Raw genomic sequence first — 23,797 nt, forward strand, 5'->3', positions numbered from 1 at the left:
GGTCAGAAGGCGTCTTCGGGGATCCGCATGACCTCGTCGTCGAGGTGCTCCAGGACGGCTCGTAAGCCGGCCAGCTTGGGCAGCATGTTCTTGGCGAAGAAACCCGATACCGCGACCTTGCCCTGATAGAACGCCCGGTCCGCTTGGGACGGCTCACTGGCCAACGCCGCCTGGGCCACGTCCGCCTGCGCGAGCAGCCGCCACCCGATGAGCAGGTCGCCGACGGCAAGCAGGAAGCGCACCGAGCCGAGTCCGACCTTGTAGATGTCGCCCGGGTGTTGCGCGGCCGACATCAGGTAGCCCATCAACGCGGCGGTCATGCCCGTGACGTCGTCCAACGCGGCCTGCAGCAGCTCCGCCTGGTCCTTGAGTGACTCGTCGACACTCTCGATCGTCTTGTTGATCTGAGTCGTCACATGCTGCAGAGCCTGGCCATGGTCACGCACGATTTTGCGGAAGAAGAGGTCCAGCGCCTGGATGGCCGTGGTGCCCTCATAGAGCGAGTCGATCTTGGAATCACGGATGTACTGCTCGATGGGATAGTCCTGCAAGAAGCCCGAACCGCCCAGCGTCTGCAGTGATTCGGTCAGGACCTCGTAGGCGCGCTCGGAGCCCACGCCTTTGACGAGTGGCAGCAGCAAGTCGTCGATGCGGTGCGCCAAGTCGTGATCTGCACCCGAAACATGTTGTGCGACAGCATCGTCCTGATGGGCGGCGGCGTACAGATACAACGCCCGCAGTCCCTCGGCGTAGGCCTTCTGGGTCATCAGGCTGCGGCGCACATCCGGATGGTGCATGATCGTGACCCGCGGGGCCGTCTTGTCCGTCATCTGGGTCAGGTCGGCGCCCTGCACGCGTTCCTTGGCGTACGCCAGCGCATTGAGATAGCCGGTGGACAGGGTGCCCGCAGCCTTGACACCGATTGTCATGCGGGCGTTTTCGATCACGGTGAACATCTGCGCGATCCCGTCGTGCACGCCGCCGACCAGGTACCCGACGGCGGGTGTGTCGGTGGCGCCGAAAGTGACTTCGCACGTGGGGGAGGACTTCAGGCCCATCTTGTGTTCCAGCCCGGTGACATACACTCCGTTCCGGTCGCCGAGTTCGCCGGTGTCGGGGTCGAACAGGAAGTTGGGCACGTAGAACAGGCTCAGGCCCTTGGTCCCGGGTCCGGCGCCTTCCGGGCGGGCCAGCACGAGATGGAAGATGTTTTCCGCAGTGTCGCCGACGTCGCCTCCGGAGATGAACCGTTTCACCCCTTCGATATGCCAAGTGCCGTCGGGTTGTTCGATCGCTTTGGTGCGTCCCGCGCCCACATCGGATCCGGCGTCCGGTTCGGTCAGCACCATGGTGGCCTGCCACCCGCGCTCGACTCCCATTGCCGCCCAACGTTTTTGCTCGTCGTTGCCCTCTACGTACAAGGACTGCGCGAACACCGGCCCCAGGTTGAAGAAGCAGACCGACGGGTTGGCGCAGTAGATCATCTCGTTGACCGCCCACGTGAGCGGCGCGGGAGCGGCCATGCCGCCGATATCCTCGGCCATGCCCAGGCGCCACCATTCGGCGTCTTTGATCGCCTGCACCGTCTTGACCAATTCCGGCGCGACGCTGATGGTGTGCGTGCTCGGGTCGAAGACCGGGGGGTTGCGGTCGGCGAACGCGAAAGTCTCGGCGATCGGCCCTTCGGCCAGCCGCGCCGCCTCGGACAAGATCGTGCGCGCGGTGTCGACGTCGAGATCGGCGTAGCGCCCGGTTCCCAGGACAGCGCCTACGTCGAGCACCTCGAACAAGTTGAACTCGAGATCGCGGACATTGGCGATATAGTGCCCCACAGCGGTTCCTTCCACTCAGACCGGTGGGTCCTAAGTGTCTCCGACGTCGGAAAACGTACGCAACCGTAAGTAAGGGGCTCGGTGCGGCAGCTGACCGCCCGCTATGTTCCGTTCGCCCCTGGTGCGCCGAACAACAACCCGCCCCTGCCGCCGAGTCCACTGACGCCGGTCAAGCCACCGCCGTCGCCGCCCGCGCCGCCGTTGCCGATCAGCTGGGCGTTGCCCCCACCGCCGCCGTTGCCGTTCAGCGTCCCGCCGTCGCCACCTTCGCCGCCGTTGCCGATCAACCCGGACTGGCCGCCTGCCCCGCCGTTGGCGCCCGACAGCAGGCCCGCGCCGCTGCCGCCGGCGCCGCCGTTGCCGTAGAAGAATCCGGCGCTGCCGCCTGCGCCGGCGGTTCCGGCGGAAAGCGCAGCCCCGCCTGCGCCGCCGTCGCCGAATAGGAAGGCCCTGCCGCCCGCGCCGCCGCCGCCGAGGAAACTGCTGTTCCCTGCGCCGCCGTTGCCGAAGAACAACCCGCCGTTGCCTCCGCCGCCGCCGGCTCCCGAGCCGTTGGGGCTGATACCGCCCGCGCCACCGGCCCCGAACAGAAGAGCGGAGCCACCAAGACCGCCGGCACCGCCGCCGCCGCCGCTGGCGCCACCGGCGCCGCCGTTGCCGAACAGCCACCCGCCGCCGCCGCCGGCTCCGCCGTTCGCTCCAGCCCCGCCGACACCGCCGACCCCGCCATTCCCGAGTAGTCCGGCGGCCCCGCCGTTACCGCCCGCCACGCCGGCCATACCTGGCGAGAACCCGTTGCCGCCGTTGCCCCACAGGATTCCGCCGGCCTGACCGTTCGGGCTCGCCGCCGTGCCGTCGGCACCGCTGCCGATCAGTGGGCGCCCCAGCAGAAGGTTGGTAGGTGCGTTGATCAGGTCGAACACCGGCTGTAAGGGGCCGAAGTTGGTGGCCTCGGCAAGGGCGTACGACTGCGCGCCACCGGCCAAAGCCCGCACGAACTGCTCGTGGAACGCGCTGGCCTGTGCGCTGAGGTTCTGATAGCCCTGCGCGTGCGCGCCGAATACCGCTGCGACCGCTCTGGAAACTTCGTCGGCACCGGCGGCCAGCACGCCGGTGGTCTGTGCCGCTGCCGCGGAATTGGCTTCACTGATGAGCGAGCCGACCCGGGCCAGATTCCCGGCGGCTTGCGAAACGAAGTCTGTGTTGGCGACCACGAACGACATCTCGCACCTCCACACTGAGACAGCGACCCAAGAATCCTATCCCCATTTCGCACGGATGAATCCATCGACGGACCACCAATTTCGCAGCCGACCAGTCCGGACGTGCCGACATCGATTCGGCGGGCCCGCACAATGTCGTGCGGGTCTGGTCGCACTGGACGTAATCTCGGCTCGATGGACAACGCGCCGACGCGAGACCTCACCGCCGCCGACTTCCGGCAGGCGGTCCTGGGCAACGACAACGTGCTGGTCTACTTCTGGGCGCCGCTGTGCCAACCGTGCGACGTGTTCACCCCGACGTACGAGAAATCCGCCGAAACCTGCCCGGACATCGTGCACGGCAAGGTCAACTTCGAAACCGAGAAGGAGCTGGTCGAGACCGCCGGGGTGAAGCTGTTGCCCACCCTGATGGCCTTCAAGAAGGGCAAGTTGGTGTTCAAGCAGGCCGGTATCGCCAATCCCAGGGTGATGCTGGACCTGGTCACCCACCTCAGGGCCTACCGGTTGGCGCCCAGCGGCAGTTTGCTGGACCGGGCGTGAATCCCCGCGGGCCGGGAACAAAGGTGCCGGCGGTGGCGTTACCGCAGACGTGACTACCCAAGACCTCACTGCTGCACAGTTCAACGACACAATCGCCGAAAACGACATGGTGCTCGTCGACTTCTGGGCGTCCTGGTGCGGCCCGTGCCGGGCGTTCGCACCGACCTTCAAGGCGGCCTCGGAGAAACACCCCGATGTCGTCTTCGCCAAGGTGGACACCGAAGCCGAGCAGGAGTTGGCGGCGGCCGCTCAGATCCGGTCCATCCCGACCCTGATGGCGTTCAAGAAGGGCCAGCTGCTGTTCAACCAGGCCGGTGCGTTGCCGCCGGCGGCGTTGGAGGACCTGGTCCAGCAGCTCAAGGACTACGAGATCGAGGCCACCGAAGTCTGAGCCCCGACGGATCGCCGGCCGTCTGCGATACCGTTCACTGGTGAGTCTGGTCCTCCTCGAACATCCGCGACCCGAGATCGCCCTGATCACCCTCAACCGTCCCGAGCGGATGAACTCCATGGCCTTCGACGTCATGGTTCCGTTGCGCGAGACCCTCGAACAGGTCGGGTCGGACAACTCGGTGCGGGTGGTGGTGCTCACCGGCGCGGGGCGCGGTTTCTCTTCGGGGGCGGACCACAAGTCCGCGGGCACCGTCCCGCACGTCGACGGGCTGACCCGGCCGACATACGCGCTGCGCTCGATGGAAATCCTCGACGACGTCATCCTCAAGCTGCGTAGGTTGCATCAGCCGGTGATCGCCGCGGTGAACGGCGCGGCGATCGGCGGCGGGCTGTGCCTCGCGCTGGCCGCCGACATCCGGGTGGCCTCCACCAGCGCCTATTTCCGGGCGGCCGGCATCAACAACGGTCTGACCGCCAGCGAACTGGGCCTCAGTTACCTGCTGCCCAGGGCCATCGGGTCGTCGCGGGCGTTCGAGATCATGCTGACCGGCCGCGACGTCAGCGCCGAGGAAGCCGAGCGGATCGGGCTGGTGTCCTGTCAGGTGCCGGGCGCGCAGTTGCTGGACACCTGTTATGCGATCGCCGCGCGCATGGCCGCGTTCTCCCGCCCCGGCATCGAGTTGACCAAACGCACACTGTGGAGTGGACTCGACGCCGGTAGTCTGGAAGGGCACATGCAGGCCGAGGGCCTGGGACAGCTTTTCGTCCGTCTTCTCACCTCCAACTTCGAAGAAGCGGTTGCCGCACGTGCGGAGAGACGCCCGGCGGTGTTCACCGACGACAAGTAGGTCCGACGACGATGCGAGCTAGGAGCGAATGTGATCACGGCTACGGACCTGGAGGTCCGCGCTGGTGCGCGCATCCTGCTCTCACCGGACGGTCCCGATCTGCGGGTTCAGCCCGGGGACCGGATCGGGCTGGTCGGGCGCAACGGCGCCGGTAAGACGACCACGCTGCGCATCCTGGCGGGGGAGGGCCAGCCCTATGCGGGTTCGGTGGTGCGCAAGGGGGAAATCGGTTATCTGCCACAGGATCCCAAAGAAGGCGACCTCGACGTGCTGGCGCGCGACCGGGTGCTGTCCGCCCGCGGGTTGGACGTGCTGCTGACCGATCTGGAGAAACAGCAGGCGCTGATGGCCGAAGTGGCCGACGACGACGCCCGGGATCGCGCCATCCGCCGCTACGGCCAACTCGAGGAGCGCTTCGTCGCGCTCGGCGGATACGGCGCCGAAAGCGAGGCGGGCCGCATCTGCGCCAGCCTGGGCCTGCCCGATCGGGTATTGACTCAGCAGTTGCGCACCCTGTCCGGCGGTCAGCGCCGACGGGTGGAGCTGGCCCGCATCCTGTTCGCCGCATCGGACAGCGGAGCCGGGTCGTCCACCACCTTGCTGCTGGACGAGCCGACCAACCACCTGGACGCGGATTCGGTTGGCTGGCTTCGGGATTTCCTACGCGCCCATACCGGCGGGCTGGTCATCATCAGCCACAACGTCGACCTGCTCGCCGACGTCGTCAACAGGGTGTGGTTCCTCGACGCCGTCCGCGGCGAGGTCGACGTCTACAACATGGGCTGGCAGAAATACCTCGATGCCCGCGCCACCGACGAGCAACGGCGCCGTCGGGAACGCGCCAACGCCGAACGCAAGGCCGCGGCATTGCGCACCCAGGCCGCCAAGTTGGGCGCCAAAGCCACCAAAGCTGTTGCGGCGCAGAACATGTTGCGTCGCGCCGACCGGATGATGGCTGCGCTGGACGAGGAACGCGTGGCCGACAAGGTGGCCCGCATCAAGTTCCCGACCCCCGCCCCGTGCGGGCGTACCCCGTTGGTGGCCAAGGGTCTGAGCAAGACCTACGGCTCCCTCGAGGTTTTCACCGGCCTCGACCTGGCCATCGACCGCGGTTCCCGCGTGGTGGTGCTCGGGCTCAACGGCGCCGGCAAGACCACCCTGCTGCGGTTGCTGGCCGGGGTCGAGACCCCCGACACCGGCGGCCTGGAACCCGGTCACGGGATGCGGATCGGGTATTTCGCGCAGGAGCACGACACCCTCGACGACGACGCGACGGTCTGGGAGAACATCCGGCACGCCGCGCCCGAAACCGGTGAACAGGATCTGCGCGGCCTGCTCGGTGCGTTCATGTTCAGCGGTCCGCAGCTCGAGCAACCCGCGGGCACCCTGTCCGGTGGGGAGAAGACGCGGCTGGCACTGGCCGGTCTGGTGGCGTCGACGGCGAACGTGCTGCTGCTCGACGAACCGACCAACAACCTCGACCCGGCCTCGCGTGAGCAGGTGCTCGACGCGCTGCGCAGCTACCAGGGCGCGGTGGTGCTGGTGACCCACGACCCCGGCGCGGCCGAGGCGCTCGACCCCCAGCGGGTGCTGCTGTTGCCCGACGGCACCGAGGACTACTGGTCCGAGGAATATCGCGACCTCATCGAACTGGCCTGACGCCGGTCAGCTGCGGGTCGAAGCCGGCCTGCGCACCGAGTTCTCCACCAGGTCCAGCACGGCGGCCAGCCGCTGCGGATCCTCGCCCGACGCCAGTCGTGCCACCAAACCGTCGAGCACCAGGTCCAGATAGCAGTGCAGCGCGTCGGTGGGCACGTCGTCACGGACCCGCCCGGCCTGCTTCTGGCGCTGCAGCCGCTCGGTGGTCGCCGCCGCCAGCTCGGCCGAACGCTCGGCCCAGCCGCGGCTGAACTCCGGGTCGTGGCGCAGCTTGCGGGCGATCTCCAGCCGGGTGGCCAACCAGTCGAACTGCTCCGGCGCGGCCAGCATGTTGCGCATCACCTGGATGAGCCCCTCGCGCGAGGCGACCTCCGCCATGCGCTGGGTGTCTTCGCGCGCGAGAGCGAAGAACAGGGCGTCCTTGTCCCGGAAATGATGGAAGATCGCACCGCGCGACATCCCGATCTCTTTCTCGAGCCGACGCACGGTCGCCTGGTCGTAGCCGTATTCGGCGAAACAGCGGCGGGCGCCGTCGAGGATCTGACGACGGCGGGCCTCCAGATGGTCCTCGCTGACCTTTGGCATCGACGGGCTTGAGTCGTCAGTTAGCCAGACTTGAGCATGTTGCGCAGCACGTACTGCAGGATGCCGCCGTTGCGGTAGTAGTCGGCTTCCCCGGGCGTGTCGATGCGCACCTTCGCGTCGAACTCGACCGGATCCCCGGAATCCTTGCTGGCCTTGACCTTCACCGTCTTGGGCGTCTTGCCGTCGTTGAGCTCCTCGATGCCGGTGATGTCGAACGTCTCGGTGCCGTCCAGGCCCAGTGACTCCGCCGACTCCCCGTCCGGGAACTGCAGCGGAATCACGCCCATACCGATCAGGTTGGAGCGGTGGATGCGCTCGAACGACTCGGTGATCACCGCCCGCACACCCAGCAGTCGGGTGCCCTTGGCGGCCCAGTCCCGCGACGAGCCGGAGCCGTATTCCTTGCCGCCGAGCACCACCAGCGGGATGTCCTGCTCCGCATAGTTCTGTGCGGCGTCGTAGATGAAGGCCTGCGACGCATCGTCTTGGGTGAAGTCGCGGGTGTAACCACCCGACACGTCGTCGAGCAACTGGTTGCGCAACCGGATGTTGGCGAACGTGCCCCGGATCATCACCTCGTGGTTGCCGCGGCGCGAGCCGAAGGAGTTGTAGTCCTTGCGTTCCACGCCGTGCTCGTCGAGGTACTTCGCCGCCGGGGTGTCGGGCTTGATCGCGCCGGCGGGGGAGATGTGGTCCGTGGTCACCGAATCTCCAAGCAGCGCAAGCACTCTGGCGCCCTTGATGTCGGTCACCGGCTCCGGCTCCTCGGACATGCCGTCGAAGTACGGTGGCTTGCGCACGTAGGTGGATTCCTCGTCCCACTCGAAGGTGTTGCCCTCGGGGGTCGGCAGGTTCTGCCAACGCTCGTCGCCCTTGAACACGTCGGCGTAGTTCTTGGTGAACATCTCCTGGTTGATCGCCGAAGCGATGGTGTCGGAGACCTCTTTCTGCGACGGCCAGATGTCCTTCAAGTAGACGTCGTTGCCGTCCTCATCCTTGCCCAGCGGGTCCTCGTCGAAGTCGAAGTCCATCGACCCGGCCAGTGCGTAGGCGACCACCAGCGGCGGCGACGCCAGGTAGTTCATCTTGACGTCGGGGTTGATGCGTCCCTCGAAGTTACGGTTGCCCGACAGCACCGCCGCGACGGCAAGGTCGTTGTCGTTCACCGCTTTCGAGATTTCCTCGGGCAGTGGTCCGGAGTTGCCGATGCAAGTGGTGCAGCCGTAGCCGACCAGGTAGAAACCGAGCTTCTCCAGGTACGGCCACAGACCGGCTTTGTCGTAGTAGTCGCTGACCACCTGCGAGCCGGGCGCCATAGTCGTCTTCACCCAGGGCTTGGACGCGAGTCCCTTGTCGACGGCGTTGCGCGCCAGCAGGGCGGCCCCCAGCATCACCTCGGGGTTGGAGGTGTTGGTGCACGAGGTGATCGCGGCGATCACCACCGCGCCGTGATCCAGCACGAACTCGCCGTACTCCTCGGATTTCACTTCGACGGGGTTGCTCACCCGACCGTTGGCATGTACCGCGGCGGACTCCACGTTCGGCCTGTCGTCGACGCTGCCGTTCTCCGGTGAACCAGGATCGCTGGCCGGGAATGAGTCTTCTACGGTCTCGTCCAGCTTCGAGTAGTTCTTGTCGCCGTCGCCGTCGCCGACGTAGTTCGGGATCTGTTCGCGGAAGGTCGATTTGGCGTCGGAGAGCGCGATGCGGTCCTGCGGTCGCTTGGGCCCGGCGATCGAGGGCACCACCGTGGACAGGTCGAGTTCGAGGTATTCGGAGAACTTCGGCTCGTTCTCCGGGTCATGCCACAAACCCTGTTCCTTGGCGTAGGTCTCGACCAACGCGAGTTGCTCCTCGCTGCGCCCGGTGAACTTCAGGTACGAGATGGTCTCGTCGTCGATCGGGAAAATCGCTGCGGTGGAACCGAATTCAGGACTCATGTTGCCCAGCGTGGCCCGGTTGGCCAACGGCACCTCGGCCACGCCCTCGCCGTAGAACTCGACGAACTTGCCGACGACGCCGTGCTCGCGCAGCATCTCGGTCACGGTCAGCACCACGTCGGTCGCGGTCACGGCCGATTGGATTTCACCGGTCAGTTTGAAGCCGACGACCCGCGGGATCAGCATCGATACCGGCTGGCCGAGCATCGCGGCCTCGGCCTCGATGCCGCCCACGCCCCAGCCCAGGACGCCGAGGCCGTTGACCATCGTGGTGTGCGAGTCGGTGCCCACACAGGTGTCGGGGTAGGCCTGCCCGTCGCGCTCCATCACCACACTGGCCAGGTATTCGATGTTGACCTGGTGCACGATGCCGGTTCCCGGCGGCACCACCTTGAAATCGTCGAAAGCGCCCTGGCCCCAGCGCAAGAACTGGTAACGCTCGCCGTTGCGTTCGTACTCGATCTCGACGTTGCGCTCGAAGGCGTTGGCGGTGCCGAAGAGATCGGCGATGACGGAGTGGTCGATGACGAGGTCGGCCGGCGCCAGCGGGTTGACCTTCTCGGCGTCGCCGCCCAGGTCGCCGATGGCCTCACGCATGGTGGCCAGGTCGACGATGCAGGGCACGCCGGTGAAGTCCTGCATCACCACGCGTGCGGGGGTGTACTGGATTTCGATGCTGGGCTCGGCCTCGGGGTCCCAATTGGCGATGGCCTCGATGTGCTCTTTGGTGATGTTGCTGCCGTCCTCGTTGCGCAGCAGATTCTCGGCCAGCACCTTGAGGCTGTAGGGGAGTTTCTTGGTTTCCGGGACGGCATCGAGTCGGTAGATCTCGTAACTCTTGTCACCGATCTCGAGGGTGTCGCGGGCTTCGAACGAGTTCACCGAACCTTTGCTAGTCACATCAACTCCCAGGAATTAAGTTCTTTCCGCCGACGGGCCGTGCCGACGGAGTCGTGCCACTTTAACAGTACGCTTGTCCTGCATTAGCACGGCACACGCACTCTCCAGTCTTGTCCGGTGAGGCCGATGACGAAACCCCCAAGGGAGGTGGGTGTCGAGATGCCCCGTGCACGCGTCTGCAGGTGCGCAATCGTGCGACAGGTACGGTGCTGCTAGCACTTCGGGAGGAGCGACACCATGACCGGTCGGGAACAGTTGACCGAACTGCCGTTGCCGCAGACCATCCCGTTCCTGCCCGCATACATTCCGCAGGACGTCGACATGACCACGATCAAGGCTGAGGTCAAAGCGGACGGTGTCGCGTCGGCGCCGGGTCCCGAACCGGGTCTGCTCGACATCGTCAACCAGGCCCGCAGCCACGGCATCAGCCTCAAGATCGTCCTGCTCGACCACAATCCGCCCAACGACACCCCGCTGCGCGACATCGCGACCGTCGTGGGCGCCGACTACCCCGACTCCACCGTCCTGGTGCTGAGCCCCAGCTACGTCGGCAGCTACAGCTCACACTTTCCGCGGGTGACGCTGGAGGCGGGTGAAGACCATTCCAAGACCGGTAATCCGGTGCACTCCGCACAGAACTTTCTCAACGAACTGAGTACTCCGGAGTTCCCCTGGACCGCATTCACCATCGCGGTCTTGATCGGGGTATTCGCCGCGGCCGCCGGCACCCGGTTCCTGCAGCTTCGCCGTCGGTCGGCAGCAACGTCCGCCCCGCTCGCCGAAACAGTGTCCGGCGAAGACGTCTGACCTATCTTCCCAGGTCTTCACCTCGCGTCGAGGCGATAGCCGGCGCTGACGCGCCGTATTCGGCAAACCCTGCAGGTCACCGTTCGGTCACAGTAAACGCACTTCCCGAGTGCGATTTGTGGCGTGCGTTTCGTCCGGAACAAGTGTGACGTACGGTGCGAATGATGCTTGTGATGCTTTTGGCGCTTTTCCCGAAAACCGGCGCCGTCCGTCCGATTTAAGCCCTAGGAGATCCAAGTCGAATGAGACGGACACGCCCTGGCTCCGCTTCCCGAACCACCGCACGGCTGGTACGCCCCGCCGTGCCGGCGATGCTGAGTGTGGCGATGTTGTTCTGCACCCCCGAGCTGGCGGGCGGAATAGCCCACGCCGAGCCCGCCGCGGACTCCATGGCAGTGCTGATCGCCAACGTCGCCAGGGCCAACCAGCGCCTCGAGGACCTGAGCAACACCGTCGAAATCGAACAGGAAAGCGTCAACAAGGCTCTGGTCGCGGTAGAGGAAGCGCGTGAGCACGCCGACACCGCCGGCCGCGAACTCGAAGCCAGCCAGCAGGCCGTCAAGGATGCCACCGCGGCCATCGCCGCGGCCCAGCATCGGTTCGACACCTTCGCGGCCGCCACCTATATGAATGGTCCGTCGGACGGTTACCTGACCGCGCGCAGTCCCGAAGACATGATCGCCGCCGCTACCGCTGCCCGAACCATGGCCGCCAGCTCGCAATCGGTGATGACGAAGCTGCAGCGCGCCCGCACCGAACAGGTGAACAAGGAATCGGCGTCGCGACTGGCCAAGCAGAAGGCCGACCAGGCCGCGGCCGACGCCAAGTCCAGCCAGGACGCGGCCGTGAACGCGCTGGCCGACACCCGCCGCAAGTTCGATGAGCAACGCGAGGAAGTCAATCGCCTGGCCGCCGAGCGCGACGAGGCCGAGAACAAGTTGCAGCAGGCGCGGTTCGTCGCCTGGACCCAGGCGGGCGGGCAGGGCACGCCGCCGAACATGTGGGACACCGCACCCGGCGCGAACGGCGGCCGTCGCTGGGACGGGTGGGACCCTTCGCTGCCGCAGATCCCCAGTGCCAATGTTCCCGGCGACCCGATCGCGGTGGTCAATCAGGTGCTGGGTTACTCGGCGACCTCGGCACAGGTCACCGCTCAGATGGGCAAACAGTTCCTGCAGGGGTTGGGCATCCTCAAGCCCGACGACACGGGAATCACCAATGTGCCGACCGGCGCGACGTCGGGACGGATTCCGCGGGTCTACGGGCGGCAGGCTTCCGAGTACGTGATCCGCCGCGGCATGGCACAGATCGGCGTGCCCTACTCCTGGGGCGGGGGAAACGCCGCCGGGCCCAGCAAAGGGATCGATTCCGGGGCCGGCATCACCGGGTTCGACTGTTCGGGGCTGGTGCTCTACTCGTTCGCCGGGGTCGGCATCAAACTGCCGCACTACTCGGGTTCGCAGTACAACCAGGGCCGCAAGATCCCTACCGCCCAGATGCGGCGCGGCGACGTCATCTTCTACGGCCCCGGCGGCAGCCAGCACGTGACGATCTACCTCGGCAACGGCCAGATGCTCGAGGCGCCCGACATCGGTTTGAAGGTGCGTACCGCACCGGTTCGCACCAGCGGCATGACGCCCTTCGTGGTCCGCTATATCGAGTATTAACGAGGTCACATGCGCCACAAGCGATTTCATCTGTCCCTAGCCTGGATCACCCCGTTGATTCTGGGGTTGGTGAGCGGGCTCGTGATCGCTGTGGCGCCGCCCGCCGCAGCTGAGGGCGAGTGGGATCCGACCCTGCCGGCCGCGATCAGCGCCGGTGCTCCCGGCGATCCGCTGGCCGTCGCCAACGCCTCGCTGCAGGCCACCGCGCAAGCCACCCAGACCACCCTGAACCTGGGTCAGCAATTTCTCAGCGGGCTGGGCATCAACCTGGGCGGCCCGGCCGCGCCCGCCGCCGGCAACACCAGCGGTAGCCGCATTCCGCGGGCAAACGGTCGTCAGGCCATCGAACACGTGATTCGCCGCGCCGGATCGCAGATGGGCGTGCCCTACTCATGGGGAGGCGGGTCGCTGGAGGGCCCCAGCAAGGGCGTTGATTCCGGTGCCGGCACCAACGGCTTCGACTGTTCGGGTCTGATGCGCTACGCCTTCGCCGGCGTCGGGGTGCTGATTCCGCGCTTTTCCGGCGACCAGTACAACGCCGGACGCCACATTCCGCAGAACGAAGCCAGGCGCGGCGACCTCATCTTCTACGGTCCCAACGGCAGCCAGCACGTCACCATGTATCTGGGCAACGGCCAAATGCTGGAGGCGTCCAGCCTGGCCGGCAAAGTCACCATCAGCCCGGTGCGCAAGCCCGGCATGACCCCTTATCTGACTAGGATCATCGAGTACTGAGCCGAACAGGCGGGGCAACCCCAGCCCGCCAGCGAACCCGGTGACGTCGACGGATCCCAGGACGCCTGGAATAGTTGAACGCGGGCACGTCGCTGCCCCGCGACATTGGTCGTGACGGCAGTCGTGTCCGAATGAGCTGGAGGGTTATTGATGACAACAGCAGGTGGCGGTTTCCCGGGCCAGGGTGCCCCTTCGGGCCCACCCACCCAGGAGGCGCACGGCGGCGGGGCCGACGGGCTGGCCGCCGAGGTACACACGCTGGAGCGGGCCATCTTCGAGGTCAAGCGGATCATCGTCGGCCAGGACCAGCTCGTGGAGCGCATGCTGGTCGGTCTGCTCGCCAAAGGTCACGTATTGCTGGAAGGTGTTCCCGGGGTCGCCAAGACGCTGGCGGTCGAGACCTTCGCCCGGGTGGTCGGCGGGACCTTCGCGCGTATCCAGTTCACCCCCGACCTGGTGCCCACCGACATCGTCGGTACCCGCATCTACCGCCAGGGCAAAGAGGAGTTCGACACCGAACTCGGCCCGGTGGTGGTCAACTTCCTGCTGGCCGACGAGATCAACCGTGCGCCGGCGAAGGTCCAGTCGGCGCTGCTCGAGGTGATGGCCGAGCGCCACGTGTCCATCGGCGGTAAGACGTTCCCGCTGCCCAACCCGTTCCTGGTCATGGCGACGCAGAACCCGATCGAGCAGGAAGGTGTCTACCCGCTGCCCGAGGCGCAGCGCGACCGCTTCCTGTTCAAGATCAACGTCGGCTACCCGACGCCCGAAGAGGAACGCGAGATCATCTACCGGATGGGTGTCACCCCGCCGCAGCCCAAGCAGATCCTCAACACCGGCGACCTGCTGCGGCTGCAGAACGTCGCGGCCAACAGCTTCGTGCACCACGCGCTGGTCGACTACGTGGTCCGCGTGGTGATGGCCACCCGTCACCCCGAGCAGTTGGGGATGAACGACGTCAAGACCTGGATCGCGTTCGGCGCCTCCCCGCGTGCCTCGCTGGGCATCATCGCCGCGTCGCGGGCACTGGGTCTGGTGCGCGGGCGCGACTACGTGATTCCGCAGGACATCATCGACGTCATTCCCGACGTGCTGCGCCACCGTCTGGTGCTCACCTACGACGCCCTCGCCGACGAGATCACCGCGGAGACCGTCATCAACCGCGTGCTGCAGACGGTCGCGCTGCCGCAGGTTAATGCCGTTCCGCAACAAGGACATTCGGTCGCACCGGTGATGCAGGGTGCCACCGTGGCGGCTGGCGGTCGGTGACCGACCCGAAACCCGCCGCGGACAAGAAATCCGCGGTGCGTCATCCGCCCTCGATGATGCGTGGCACCATCGACGACCCGAAGTTGTCGGCGGCGCTACGCACCCTGGAGTTGACCGTCAGCCGCAAGCTGGACGGCATTCTGCACGGTGATCACCTGGGCCTGATCCCGGGACCGGGTAGCGAACCGGGTGAGTCGCGGATCTACCAACCCGGTGACGACGTGCGCCGGATGGATTGGGCTGTCACCGCCCGCACCACCCATCCGCACGTCCGGCAGATGATCGCCGACCGCGAACTGGAGACCTGGCTGGTAGTCGACATGTCGGCCAGCCTGGATTTCGGAACCTCGGTCTGCGAGAAGCGCGATCTGGCCGTGGCCGCCGCGGCGGCCATCTGTTATCTCAACGTCGGCGGCGGCAACCGGATCGGTGCGCTGGTCTCCAACGGCCAGAACACAATTCGGGTGCCGGCCCGGGCCGGCCGCGAGCACGTGCAGACCTTGTTGCGCACCATCGCCACCACCCCCAAGGCGCCAGTGGGTGTGCGCGGCGACCTGGCCGCAGCCATCGACGCATTGCGCCGACCGGAACGCCGTCGCGGCATGGCCGTGATCATCAGCGACTTTCTGGGACCGATCAACTGGATGCGTCCGTTGCGGGCGATCGCGGCCCGGCACGAGGTGCTGGCCATCGAGGTGCTCGACCCCCGCGATGTGGAACTGCCCGACATCGGGGACGTGGTGTTGCAGGACGCCGAGTCGGGTGCGGTTCGCGAGTTCACCATCGACGCGCAGTTGCAGACCGATTTCTCCCGGGCCGCGGCGTCGCATCGCGCCGACGTGGCCCGCACCATCCGCGGTTGCGGTGCGCCGGTGATGACGCTTCGCACCGACCGTGACTGGATCGCCGACATCGTCCGTTTCGTCTCCAACCGCCGCCGCGGCGCGATGGCGGGGCGTCGGTGACGGACAGACTGACTATGACGGGTTTGTGATGAAGTTGCCGTTGCTGGGCCCGATGTCGCTGACGGGCTTCGAACATTCGTGGTTCTTCCTGTTCCTGTTTGTCGTGGCCGGCCTGGTCGCGCTGTATGTGGTGCTGCAGCTGGCGCGGCAGCGGCGCATGCTGCGATTCGCCAACATGGAATTGCTGGAAAGCGTTGCGCCCAAACGTCCTTCGCCGTTGCGGCACGTCCCGGCGATCCTGCTGGTGGGCGCGCTGGTGCTGTTGACGATCGCGATGGCAGGGCCGACCAACGATGTCCGTATCCCGCGTAACCGCGCGGTGGTGATGCTGGTGATCGACGTGTCGCAGTCGATGCGCGCCACCGACGTCGAACCCAACCGGATGGTCGCCGCGCAGGTGGCCGCCAAGCAGTTCGCCGACGAGTTGACCCCCGGGATCAACCTCGGACTGATCGCCTACGCGGGTACCGCGACGGTGCTGGTGTCGCCGACCACCAACCGCGAGGCGACCAAGGCCGCGCTGGACAAGCTGCAGTTCGCCGACCGCACCGCCACCGGGGAGGGCATCTTCACCGCCCTGCAGGCCATCGCCACCGTCGGTGCGGTGATCGGTGGCGGTGACACGCCGCCGCCGGCGCGCATCGTGTTGTTCTCAGACGGCAAAGAGACGATGCCGACCAACCCGGACAACCCCAAGGGCGCCTTCACCGCCGCGCGGACCGCCAAGGACCAGGGTGTGCCGATCTCGACGATCTCGTTCGGCACCCCGTACGGGTTCGTCGAGATCAACGACCAGCGTCAGCCGGTGCCGGTGGACGACGAGACCCTGAAGAAGGTCGCGCAGCTCTCGGGTGGAAACGCTTACAACGCAGCCACTTTGGCTGAGCTGAAGGCGGTCTACTCCTCGCTGCAGCAGCAGATCGGCTACGAGACCATCAAGGGCGACGCGAGCGTGGGCTGGCTGCGGCTCGGCGCGCTGGTGCTGGCGGTGGCGGCGCTGGCGGCGTTGCTGATCAACCGCCGCCTGCCGACCTAGTCAGGCCACTCGGCGACCGGCTAATCGGCGGCAATGACCGCCGAAGGCGGATACGACGCCGGGATCGGATTGAGATTCGGCACGATCGGCGTGCCCGGCGGCGGCGGTAGCACGCGACTGAGCGTGAACCGTGCCCCATCCGCCAATTCCTGTGGCGTGCACATGAACTCGGTGGTGGTCCGCAACCGCCAGCGGTCCTGAGTCAGGCAGGCGCGCTTGCCGTCCCGGCTGACCGCCAACGCCAACGCGAGCGCGTCCGCCCACGATTCGTCGGTGCGTGTCTCCAGCAGCACCGGTCGGCCGTGGGCGTGGGCGTCGATGTAGCTCAGGGCGGCGGGCACCCCGGCCAGATCGTCGTGATCCCTGCGCAATCCGGGGGTGGTCAGGGCCAGCACCAGGCCCACCGCTACGACACCGACCGGCAGTCGTCGTATCCAGGAGTGACGCCGCGCGGTAGTCAGCACCACCAGTGCCGACGATCCGAGCATCAGCAACGTCAGCGGCAGCGCGTAGGAGAAGATCCCGATGTAGGACGCGAAGAGCTGATCCACCCCGTACCAGCAGTACAACCCGAACAGCACGGTGGCCGCGGCGGCCACCCGCAACAGGTGCCGGGAGAATTCGTGGGGATCGTCACTGTCGAGGCGCGCCAAAGCGCGGACCAGGAAGAAATTCCCGACGAACAACACGATCAAGAACAGCGTGCCCAGCGCGGGATTGGGACCCCAGAACTGCACAAGGAACTTGGCCGCGTCCAGCGGCGGGTTCGGCGCACGATGCCCGTACTCGATGTACTTCGGGATCTCCCCGGGCCAATTCAGCACGATCGGCAGCAAGAAGATCCCCAGCACGCCCGCGGCAATGAAAACCTCACGCCGGTGGGTGGACAAATTGCGCCACTGCGGGATCAGCGCGACCACCGCGAGCAGCGGAACCAGCACCAGGAACTCCGCGTGCCCGTGCACCAGCAGGCCGCCGGCCAGCACCATGATCCACAGATGACGCAGCCGCCCGGCCGACACGGAAGCGGCCGCGAACAGGAGCAACACGAACGGCGCGAAGCAGGCATGCGGGATCCAGGTCGAGCAGACCAGTTGCTTGTGCTCAGCCAGGAAGATCAGCGCGACGCCGGCCGCGGCGAGCACGCCCCACGACGAGCCGAGCCAGGTGTACAGAATCGTCAGCGCCAGTCCCAGCAACGCCGCGTTGAGCACCATGACCGCGACGACCTGGCCGTTGTAAGCCGCCGGGACCACGTGCAGCACGTCGTGCAGCAGCCATTCGCCGGCGGCCTGCAGGTAGAAGTACGCCGGTCCCGGATGGTGAAAACCGACCCTCGAGTAGTGGCCGGTCAACAGGGAGAAGTGCTTGGCCTGAATGGTGAGCATCGAGTTCGACGCGGGATCCCCGGCCTCGTAGATGGCGCGGGTGAACAGGTCTGAGTTGCGCAACAACAGCAGAATCAGCAAACCGCCGCCGCAAGCGGCGAAGATCGCTCGGGCGGACGGTGCGTTGGTAGGGGTCGACGGGTCGGCCATGCAGCCCCGATCGTAAGCAGCCGAGCCGATTGCAGAGAAATCGTGGCGGGGCGATAAGTTGGCGGGGTGACAGGAGCAGCCACCGAACTCGCATCCGAGCCCGCGGCTAACGGGGGCAAACCCCCTTTCGTGTCCCGATCGGTGCTGGTCACCGGCGGAAACCGGGGGATCGGGCTGGCCATCGCGCAGCGACTGGCCGCCGATGGACACAAGGTCGCCGTCACGCACCGCGGATCGGGGGTGCCCGAGGGCTTGTTCGGGGTCGTCTGTGACGTCACCGACACCGACGCCGTCGACCGCGCCTTCAAAGAGGTCGAGGAGCATCAGGGTGCGGTCGAGGTGCTGGTATCCAACGCCGGGATCTCCGCGGACGCCTTCCTGATCCGGATGACCGAGGAGCGGTTCCAGAAGGTCATCGACGCGAACCTCACCGGGGCGTTCCGGGTGACCCAGCGCGCCTCGCGCAGCATGCAGAAGAAGCGGTTCGGCCGGATCATCTACGTGGGCTCGGTCTCGGGCAGCTGGGGGATCGGCAACCAGGCCAACTACGCCGCCTCCAAGGCCGGTCTGATCGGCATGGCCCGCTCGATCTCGCGGGAACTGTCCAAGGCCGGGGTGACGGCGAACGTGGTCGCACCCGGTTACATCGACACCGAGATGACCCGGGCGCTGGACGAGCGGATCCAGGCCGGCGCGCTGGACTTCATTCCGGCGAAACGGGTCGGCACCGCCGAGGAAGTCGCCGGGGTGGTCAGCTTCCTCGCCTCCGAGGATGCGAGTTACATCGCCGGCGCGGTCATTCCTGTCGACGGCGGCATGGGTATGGGGCACTGAGGGTCAGAGGGAAAAGGACAAACATGACAGGACTGCTCGAAGGCAAACGAATCCTGGTCAGCGGGATCATCACCGACGCGTCGATCGCGTTCCACATCGCCCGGGTCGCCCAGGAGCAGGGCGCGCAACTGGTGCTGACGGGATTCGACCGACTCCGGCTGATTCAGCGCATCGCGGACCGGTTGCCGGAGAAGGCGCCGTTGATCGAACTCGACGTCCAGAACGAAAAGCACCTGGACACCCTCGCCGACCGGGTCGTCGAGGTGATCGGCGAGGGCAACAAACTCGACGGCGTGGTGCACTCGATCGGCTTCATGCCGCAGTCCGGCATGGGGATCAACCCGTTCTTCGACGCACCTTATGAGGACGTCTCCAAAGGCATCCACATCTCGGCGTACTCGTATGCCTCGCTGGCCAAAGCGGTGCTGCCGATCATGAACCAGGGCGGCTCGATTGTCGGGATGGACTTCGACCCGAGCCGGGCCATGCCGGCATACAACTGGATGACGGTCGCCAAGAGTGCCCTGGAATCGGTGAACCGGTTCGTGGCGCGCGAGGCCGGCAAGCACGGCGTGCGGTCGAATCTGGTTGCGGCCGGCCCGATCCGGACGCTGGCGATGGCCGCGATCGTCGGCGGCGCGCTGGGCGAAGAGGCAGGCGCCCAGATCCAGTTGCTCGAAGACGGTTGGGATCAGCGCGCTCCGGTCGGCTGGAACATGAAAGACCCGACGCCGGTCGCCAAGACGGTGTGCGCGCTGCTGTCCGATTGGCTGCCGGCCACCACGGGTGACATCATCTTCGCCGACGGCGGCGCTCATACCCAATTGCTCTAGGACACAATGAACTTCGACGCCGTCCTGCTGCTGTCTTTCGGTGGGCCGGAAGCGCCCGAACAGGTTCGCCCATTTCTGGAGAACGTCACCCGCGGACGTAACGTGCCGCCGGAGCGGCTCGATGACGTCGCCGAGCACTACTACCATTTCGGCGGTGTGTCCCCGATCAACGGCATCAACCGCGCGTTGATCGCCGAATTGGAAACCGTGCAGCCGCTGCCCGTTTACTTCGGCAACCGCAACTGGCAGCCGTACGTCGAAGACACAGTAAAACTCATGCGAGACAACGGCGTTCGTCGGGCGGCGGTGTTCACCACGTCGGCGTGGAGTGGCTACTCCAGCTGCACGCAGTATGTCGAGGACATCGCGCGGGCGCGGGAGGCGGCCGGTCCGCAGGCGCCCGAGTTGGTCAAGCTGAGAACGTACTTCGACCATCCGCTGTTCGTGGAGATGTTCGCCGACGCCGTCGTCGCCGCCGCCGACACCGTGCCACCGGATGCCCGGCTGATCTTCACCGCGCATTCCATCCCGATCGCCGCCGACCAGCGGTGCGGGCCGAATCTCTACAGCCGCCAAATCGGATATGCCGCAAGGCTTGTAGCGGCGGCAGCGGGCTTCAGGGATTACGACGTAGTGTGGCAGTCCCGGTCGGGCCCGCCGCAGGTTCCGTGGCTCGAGCCCGACGTCGCCGATCACCTCGCTGCGCTGTCCGCTTCCGGTGTCAAGTCCGTAATCGTGTGTCCCATCGGCTTCGTCGCGGACCACATCGAAGTGGTGTGGGATCTCGACCACGAACTACGCCTGGAGGCCGACGCTCTCGGTGTCACGTTCGCCCGCGCCGCCACGCCCAACGCAGACCGCCGATTCGCCCGGCTGGCAGCGGATTTGATCGACGAACTACGCGATGGCCGCGAACCCGCGCGCGTCACCGGCGCCGACCCGGTCCCGGGATGCCTGGGCAGTCGAGACGGCCAGCCGTGCCGGCCACCGCACTGCGCGGCGACCTAGCCGCTCAAGCGCGAGGCCTGGGCTTTGGGCGTGAGCCCTGGGTTTTGAGTGTGAAGCCTGGGTTTTGAGTGTGAAGCCTAGGTCTTGCGCGTGAAGCCTGGGTGGGATTGCGCCCGGTTTCCCGCCCTGAGCTCACAACGAAAGCCGTTGATTCACACTCAAAGCCAAGGATTCACCGTGCAGACGTAAAGCACCCATACGTTGCCCACGGGCGACTTCGCGGACGCCGCTCAGTCCGTCCAGGCGGACTGCAGAATCGCGGTGACCGCGGCCATCCGTGCCGAGCGGACCACGGCGCTCAGCGGGCGCAGCGCATCGTTGGCGATCTGTCCTTCCGAAGATGATTGCGTCCCCGTCATTTCCGGTGCGGCAGTCCCGCGATCAGGCAGACGGCTCAGTCCGGCGCTGACCGCGATGATCGCATCGACGTGTGCCGCGTTCTCCAGCACCCGCAGCGCGCGGGTCGGCGCATGATCGGGAATCCGGTGCTGCCGTGCAGATTCCAGCATCTGCTCGACCAGTCCGCGCGGATTGTCAACGCCGCTGGCCGATTCCAGGCCCATGGAGCTCAGCGCGTCGGCGGCCGAGCGCACCGCTGACCGCAGCGTGTATTCGGCATCTCCCAGTTCGTGATGGTCGAACATCGGCGCGCCCGGCAACGAGTAGACCATCCAGGTCAGCGCGCACAGTTCGGGCTCTTCGGTCTCGTCGTCGTCGCTGTAGGAGTATTCGGGGACGAGTCCGATCGCGGTGCCGGGGTCGTCGGCCTTCGTGACGATCACCGCCTCGCCGGCGGCGAGCGCGTCGCGCTCGAACTGGGTCCCCGCGGTCAGACCCCGGACGTCGCCGGGCACCGGCAGCACCACGTTGATCGTTCCCCGGCCCTCGCGGCCGACCGCACCCCGCAACGTCTGCAGCAACGAAACCGTCCCGGCGTCGTCCACATCCGGCCACGGCAGACCGGTGTGGCCCGCGGCGACGGCGTCGTATGCGGCAACGGATTGCCTTGGCGCCCAAAGCGATAACGCATCAAGGACGTCGTCGGGCGCGGCCTTGCCAGCGAGCCAGGCGTTGGCCCACATCGACAGCGAAACACTCGGGCACCACATGGTCTCGCAGTGTAATGGCTCGCCGCCTTGGACGCGGTTTGTCACCGATCGCGCGTATTCTGTGCCCATGCCCGTCGCGCTGATCTGGCTCATCGGGGCCTTGGTGCTCATCGGGGCGGAGGCCCTGACCGGCGACATGTTCCTGCTGATGCTCGGCGGCGGCGCGCTGGCCGCCTCCGGTGCCAGTTGGTTGACGGACTGGCCGATCTGGGTCGACGGTGTGGTGTTTCTGATCGTCTCGGTACTGCTGCTGACGCTGGTTCGGCCGCCGCTGCGTCGCCGGCTGACCCCGCACACCGGGTTGAAGATCGGCGTCAAGGCGCTGGAGGGCAAGAGCGCACTGGTGCTCGACCGGGTGGCCAGCGATGCCGGTCAGGTCAAATTGGACGGTCAGGTGTGGACGGCCCGCCCGCTCAACGACGGCGACGTCTATGAGCCCGGCCAGTCGGTCACCGTCGTGCACATCGACGGTGCCACCGCCGTGGTGTTCAAAAACGCATAGCGTTTCGAGAGAGGAGTTCCGGTGGACGGTGCGGTAGCCGGTTTGGTCCTGCTGGTCGTTCTGGTGGTGTTCGCCATCATCGTGGTGGCCAAGTCCGTGGCGTTGATACCGCAGGCCGAAGCCGCGGTGATCGAGCGGCTGGGTCGGTACAGCCGCACAGTCAGTGGGCAGCTGACCCTCCTGGTGCCGTTCATCGACCGCATCCGCGCCCGGGTGGACCTGCGGGAGCGGGTGGTGTCGTTCCCGCCGCAGCCGGTGATCACCGAGGACAACCTGACGCTGAACATCGACACGGTCGTCTATTTCCAGGTCACCGTTCCGCAGGCGGCGGTCTACGAGATCAGCAACTACATCGTCGGCGTCGAGCAGTTGACCACCACCACGCTGCGCAACGTGGTCGGCGGCATGACCCTGGAGCAGACGTTGACCTCGCGCGATCAGATCAACGCGCAGCTGCGCGGCGTGCTCGACGAGGCGACCGGCCGCTGGGGCCTGCGGGTGGCGCGGGTCGAGCTGCGCAGCATCGATCCGCCGCCGTCGATCCAGGCGTCGATGGAAAAGCAGATGAAGGCCGATCGGGAGAAGCGCGCGATGATCCTGACCGCCGAAGGCACTCGGCAGGCGGCCATCATGCAGGCCGAAGGTCAGAAGACCTCGCAGATCCTGGCCGCCGAGGGCGCCAAGCAGGCCGCGATCCTGAGCGCCGAAGCCGACCGGCAGTCCCGGGTGCTGCGCGCCCAGGGCGAGCGAGCGGCCGCGTACCTGCGGGCGCAGGGTGAGGCCAAGGCCATCGAGAAGACGTTCGCCGCGATCAAGGCCGGCCGGCCGACCCCGGAGATGCTGGCCTACCAGTACCTGCAGACGCTGCCGCAGATGGCGCGCGGCGACGCGAACAAGGTGTGGGTGGTGCCCAGCGACTTCAACGCGGCATTACAGGGTTTCACGAGACTGCTCGGCAAACCGGGGGAGGACGGCGTGTTCCGCTTCGAGCCGTCCCCGGTGGACGACGCGCCCAAGCACTCCGCGGATGACGACGACGCCGAGGTCGCGGACTGGTTCGCCACCGAGAACGGTCCGGCGATCGCACCGACCCCGGCGACGGAGGTTTTGTCTCGCAACCCGCTGACCGGGCCGCCGGAACTGCGCCAATAGGATTGCGTGATGAGCACTTTGACGTCTCCGAAAACCTACGCCGGGCTGGCCGCGTTCCATGCCGTCGACGCGGTGTTGTGTGCGGTTCAGGTGCCGCCCATCAAGAAGGCGTTGGACACCGTCGAATGCCCGGAAAGCATCCGCCCGGTGTTTCCGGTGGTGAAGGTTGCCGCCGCGGTCGGTCTGGCGTCGGTGAACCGGTTTCCGGGCTTGGCCAGGCTGACGACAGCTCTGTTGACGCTGTACTTCATCTTGGCGGTCGGCGCACATATCCGGGTACGTGACAAGGTGGTCAACACACTGCCGGCGGCGACGTTTCTGACGGTGTTCGCCGCGATGACGGTGAAGGGGCCGGACACCTCGCGCTTCGCGTAAGACCCCTCGCTCGGCTGGCGTCGGGCGGCGGCTCGGCTCGTATCGGC

The 23,797-nt window shown here is 66.6% G+C and carries 22 protein-coding genes; 16 read left to right on the forward strand and 6 right to left on the reverse strand.

Features of this window, described 5'->3' with window-relative positions; all coding sequences use genetic code 11:
- Positions 1-2: 2 nt before the first annotated feature.
- Positions 3-1,832 carry an acyl-CoA dehydrogenase gene (locus AC5Y46_RS01335; protein ID WP_499989800.1) on the reverse strand — a complete coding sequence of 610 codons (1,830 nt, stop codon included), beginning with the start codon at positions 1,830-1,832 and terminating at the stop codon, positions 3-5.
- Positions 1,833-1,933: 101 nt separating this feature from the next.
- Positions 1,934-3,055, reverse strand: coding sequence for a PE family protein (locus tag AC5Y46_RS01340; RefSeq protein ID WP_499944554.1), 1,122 nt, complete (start codon positions 3,053-3,055; stop codon positions 1,934-1,936).
- Between the two features lie 174 nt (positions 3,056-3,229).
- Here AC5Y46_RS01340 and AC5Y46_RS01345 point away from each other — a divergent pair, with 174 nt between their 5' ends.
- Genes AC5Y46_RS01345 through AC5Y46_RS01360 form a run of 4 tightly spaced genes read left to right on the forward strand, consistent with a single transcriptional unit; the run spans position 3,230 to position 6,495 of the window.
- Positions 3,230-3,595: a thioredoxin family protein gene (locus AC5Y46_RS01345; protein ID WP_499989801.1), complete on the forward strand. Its 366-nt coding sequence runs from the start codon at positions 3,230-3,232 to the stop codon at positions 3,593-3,595.
- Between the two features lie 49 nt (positions 3,596-3,644).
- Positions 3,645-3,986 carry a thioredoxin gene (gene trxA, locus AC5Y46_RS01350; protein ID WP_499989802.1) on the forward strand — a complete coding sequence of 114 codons (342 nt, stop codon included), beginning with the start codon at positions 3,645-3,647 and terminating at the stop codon, positions 3,984-3,986.
- A 10-nt stretch (positions 3,987-3,996) separates the two neighbouring features.
- Positions 3,997-4,836: an enoyl-CoA hydratase gene (locus AC5Y46_RS01355; RefSeq protein WP_499944609.1), complete on the forward strand. Its 840-nt coding sequence runs from the start codon at positions 3,997-3,999 to the stop codon at positions 4,834-4,836.
- Between the two features lie 30 nt (positions 4,837-4,866).
- Positions 4,867-6,495, forward strand: coding sequence for an ABC-F family ATP-binding cassette domain-containing protein (locus AC5Y46_RS01360; protein ID WP_499989803.1), 1,629 nt, complete (start codon positions 4,867-4,869; stop codon positions 6,493-6,495).
- 6 nt (positions 6,496-6,501) lie between these two features.
- Here the strand turns inward: AC5Y46_RS01360 and AC5Y46_RS01365 are convergent, their stop codons facing one another.
- Positions 6,502-7,080 (reverse strand): TetR/AcrR family transcriptional regulator, encoded by a 579-nt coding sequence (locus tag AC5Y46_RS01365; RefSeq protein WP_499989804.1) that lies wholly within the window; start codon positions 7,078-7,080, stop codon positions 6,502-6,504.
- A 20-nt stretch (positions 7,081-7,100) separates the two neighbouring features.
- Positions 7,101-9,920, reverse strand: a complete 2,820-nt coding sequence (locus AC5Y46_RS01370; RefSeq protein ID WP_499989805.1) for an aconitate hydratase — start codon at positions 9,918-9,920, stop codon at positions 7,101-7,103.
- A gap of 237 nt (positions 9,921-10,157) precedes the next feature.
- Here AC5Y46_RS01370 and AC5Y46_RS01375 point away from each other — a divergent pair, with 237 nt between their 5' ends.
- The 6 genes from AC5Y46_RS01375 (at position 10,158) to AC5Y46_RS01400 (ending at position 16,399) form a co-directional block, all read left to right on the forward strand.
- A complete protein-coding gene (locus AC5Y46_RS01375) occupies positions 10,158-10,727 on the forward strand; it encodes an Rv1476 family membrane protein (protein WP_499989806.1) in 570 nt (189 codons plus the stop codon).
- 242 nt (positions 10,728-10,969) lie between these two features.
- Complete coding sequence (gene ripA / locus AC5Y46_RS01380) at positions 10,970-12,394, forward strand: NlpC/P60 family peptidoglycan endopeptidase RipA (RefSeq protein WP_499989807.1); 1,425 nt, start codon at positions 10,970-10,972, stop codon at positions 12,392-12,394.
- A gap of 9 nt (positions 12,395-12,403) precedes the next feature.
- A complete protein-coding gene (gene ripB, locus AC5Y46_RS01385) occupies positions 12,404-13,129 on the forward strand; it encodes an NlpC/P60 family peptidoglycan endopeptidase RipB (RefSeq protein WP_499989808.1) in 726 nt (241 codons plus the stop codon).
- Between the two features lie 150 nt (positions 13,130-13,279).
- Entirely contained in the window at positions 13,280-14,398 is a 1,119-nt protein-coding gene (gene moxR1, locus AC5Y46_RS01390; protein WP_499944563.1) for a chaperone MoxR1, read from the forward strand.
- A gap of 53 nt (positions 14,399-14,451) precedes the next feature.
- The gene (locus tag AC5Y46_RS01395; protein ID WP_499944610.1) at positions 14,452-15,363 is read left to right on the forward strand and encodes a DUF58 domain-containing protein; all 912 of its coding nucleotides are present in this window, start codon (positions 14,452-14,454) and stop codon (positions 15,361-15,363) included.
- A 28-nt stretch (positions 15,364-15,391) separates the two neighbouring features.
- Positions 15,392-16,399: a VWA domain-containing protein gene (locus AC5Y46_RS01400; protein ID WP_499944564.1), complete on the forward strand. Its 1,008-nt coding sequence runs from the start codon at positions 15,392-15,394 to the stop codon at positions 16,397-16,399.
- 20 nt (positions 16,400-16,419) lie between these two features.
- Here the strand turns inward: AC5Y46_RS01400 and AC5Y46_RS01405 are convergent, their stop codons facing one another.
- The gene (locus tag AC5Y46_RS01405) at positions 16,420-17,937 is read right to left on the reverse strand and encodes a hypothetical protein (RefSeq protein ID WP_499989809.1); all 1,518 of its coding nucleotides are present in this window, start codon (positions 17,935-17,937) and stop codon (positions 16,420-16,422) included.
- A gap of 66 nt (positions 17,938-18,003) precedes the next feature.
- On the opposite strand from AC5Y46_RS01405, the gene fabG1 reads away from it, so the two are divergent.
- Genes fabG1 through AC5Y46_RS01420 form a run of 3 tightly spaced genes read left to right on the forward strand, consistent with a single transcriptional unit; the run spans position 18,004 to position 20,612 of the window.
- Complete coding sequence (gene fabG1, locus AC5Y46_RS01410; protein ID WP_499989810.1) at positions 18,004-18,771, forward strand: 3-oxoacyl-ACP reductase FabG1; 768 nt, start codon at positions 18,004-18,006, stop codon at positions 18,769-18,771.
- A 23-nt stretch (positions 18,772-18,794) separates the two neighbouring features.
- Entirely contained in the window at positions 18,795-19,604 is an 810-nt protein-coding gene (inhA, locus tag AC5Y46_RS01415) for an NADH-dependent enoyl-ACP reductase InhA (RefSeq protein WP_499944567.1), read from the forward strand.
- Positions 19,605-19,610: 6 nt separating this feature from the next.
- Entirely contained in the window at positions 19,611-20,612 is a 1,002-nt protein-coding gene (locus tag AC5Y46_RS01420; RefSeq protein WP_499989811.1) for a ferrochelatase, read from the forward strand.
- A gap of 230 nt (positions 20,613-20,842) precedes the next feature.
- On the opposite strand, the gene AC5Y46_RS01425 is transcribed toward AC5Y46_RS01420, so the two are convergent.
- Complete coding sequence (locus tag AC5Y46_RS01425) at positions 20,843-21,721, reverse strand: Rv1486c family protein (RefSeq protein WP_499989812.1); 879 nt, start codon at positions 21,719-21,721, stop codon at positions 20,843-20,845.
- Between the two features lie 67 nt (positions 21,722-21,788).
- On the opposite strand from AC5Y46_RS01425, the gene AC5Y46_RS01430 reads away from it, so the two are divergent.
- Genes AC5Y46_RS01430 through AC5Y46_RS01440 form a run of 3 tightly spaced genes read left to right on the forward strand, consistent with a single transcriptional unit; the run spans position 21,789 to position 23,750 of the window.
- On the forward strand, positions 21,789-22,223 hold the full coding sequence (locus AC5Y46_RS01430) for an NfeD family protein (RefSeq protein ID WP_499944570.1): 435 nt from the start codon (positions 21,789-21,791) through the stop codon (positions 22,221-22,223).
- A gap of 21 nt (positions 22,224-22,244) precedes the next feature.
- Positions 22,245-23,375, forward strand: a complete 1,131-nt coding sequence (locus tag AC5Y46_RS01435; RefSeq protein ID WP_499989813.1) for an SPFH domain-containing protein — start codon at positions 22,245-22,247, stop codon at positions 23,373-23,375.
- Positions 23,376-23,384: 9 nt separating this feature from the next.
- Positions 23,385-23,750 (forward strand): DoxX family protein, encoded by a 366-nt coding sequence (locus AC5Y46_RS01440; RefSeq protein ID WP_499989814.1) that lies wholly within the window; start codon positions 23,385-23,387, stop codon positions 23,748-23,750.
- The last annotated feature ends 47 nt before the right edge of the window (positions 23,751-23,797 follow it).

Source organism: Mycobacterium sp. NGS59, from assembly GCF_059812345.1.

Coding starts and splice junctions, on each gene's coding strand:
- AC5Y46_RS01420 (WP_499989811.1), top strand. CDS start 19,611: ATGAACTTCGACGCCGTCCTGCTGCTGTCTTTCGGTGGGCCGGAAGCG.
- ripB (WP_499989808.1), top strand. CDS start 12,404: ATGCGCCACAAGCGATTTCATCTGTCCCTAGCCTGGATCACCCCGTTG.
- AC5Y46_RS01430 (WP_499944570.1), top strand. CDS start 21,789: ATGCCCGTCGCGCTGATCTGGCTCATCGGGGCCTTGGTGCTCATCGGG.
- AC5Y46_RS01365 (WP_499989804.1), bottom strand. CDS start 7,080: ATGCCAAAGGTCAGCGAGGACCATCTGGAGGCCCGCCGTCGTCAGATC.
- AC5Y46_RS01405 (WP_499989809.1), bottom strand. CDS start 17,937: ATGGCCGACCCGTCGACCCCTACCAACGCACCGTCCGCCCGAGCGATC.
- ripA (WP_499989807.1), top strand. CDS start 10,970: ATGAGACGGACACGCCCTGGCTCCGCTTCCCGAACCACCGCACGGCTG.
- AC5Y46_RS01395 (WP_499944610.1), top strand. CDS start 14,452: ATGATGCGTGGCACCATCGACGACCCGAAGTTGTCGGCGGCGCTACGC.
- AC5Y46_RS01375 (WP_499989806.1), top strand. CDS start 10,158: ATGACCGGTCGGGAACAGTTGACCGAACTGCCGTTGCCGCAGACCATC.
- AC5Y46_RS01345 (WP_499989801.1), top strand. CDS start 3,230: ATGGACAACGCGCCGACGCGAGACCTCACCGCCGCCGACTTCCGGCAG.
- AC5Y46_RS01400 (WP_499944564.1), top strand. CDS start 15,392: ATGAAGTTGCCGTTGCTGGGCCCGATGTCGCTGACGGGCTTCGAACAT.
- inhA (WP_499944567.1), top strand. CDS start 18,795: ATGACAGGACTGCTCGAAGGCAAACGAATCCTGGTCAGCGGGATCATC.
- AC5Y46_RS01425 (WP_499989812.1), bottom strand. CDS start 21,721: ATGTGGTGCCCGAGTGTTTCGCTGTCGATGTGGGCCAACGCCTGGCTC.
- AC5Y46_RS01340 (WP_499944554.1), bottom strand. CDS start 3,055: ATGTCGTTCGTGGTCGCCAACACAGACTTCGTTTCGCAAGCCGCCGGG.
- AC5Y46_RS01440 (WP_499989814.1), top strand. CDS start 23,385: ATGAGCACTTTGACGTCTCCGAAAACCTACGCCGGGCTGGCCGCGTTC.
- moxR1 (WP_499944563.1), top strand. CDS start 13,280: ATGACAACAGCAGGTGGCGGTTTCCCGGGCCAGGGTGCCCCTTCGGGC.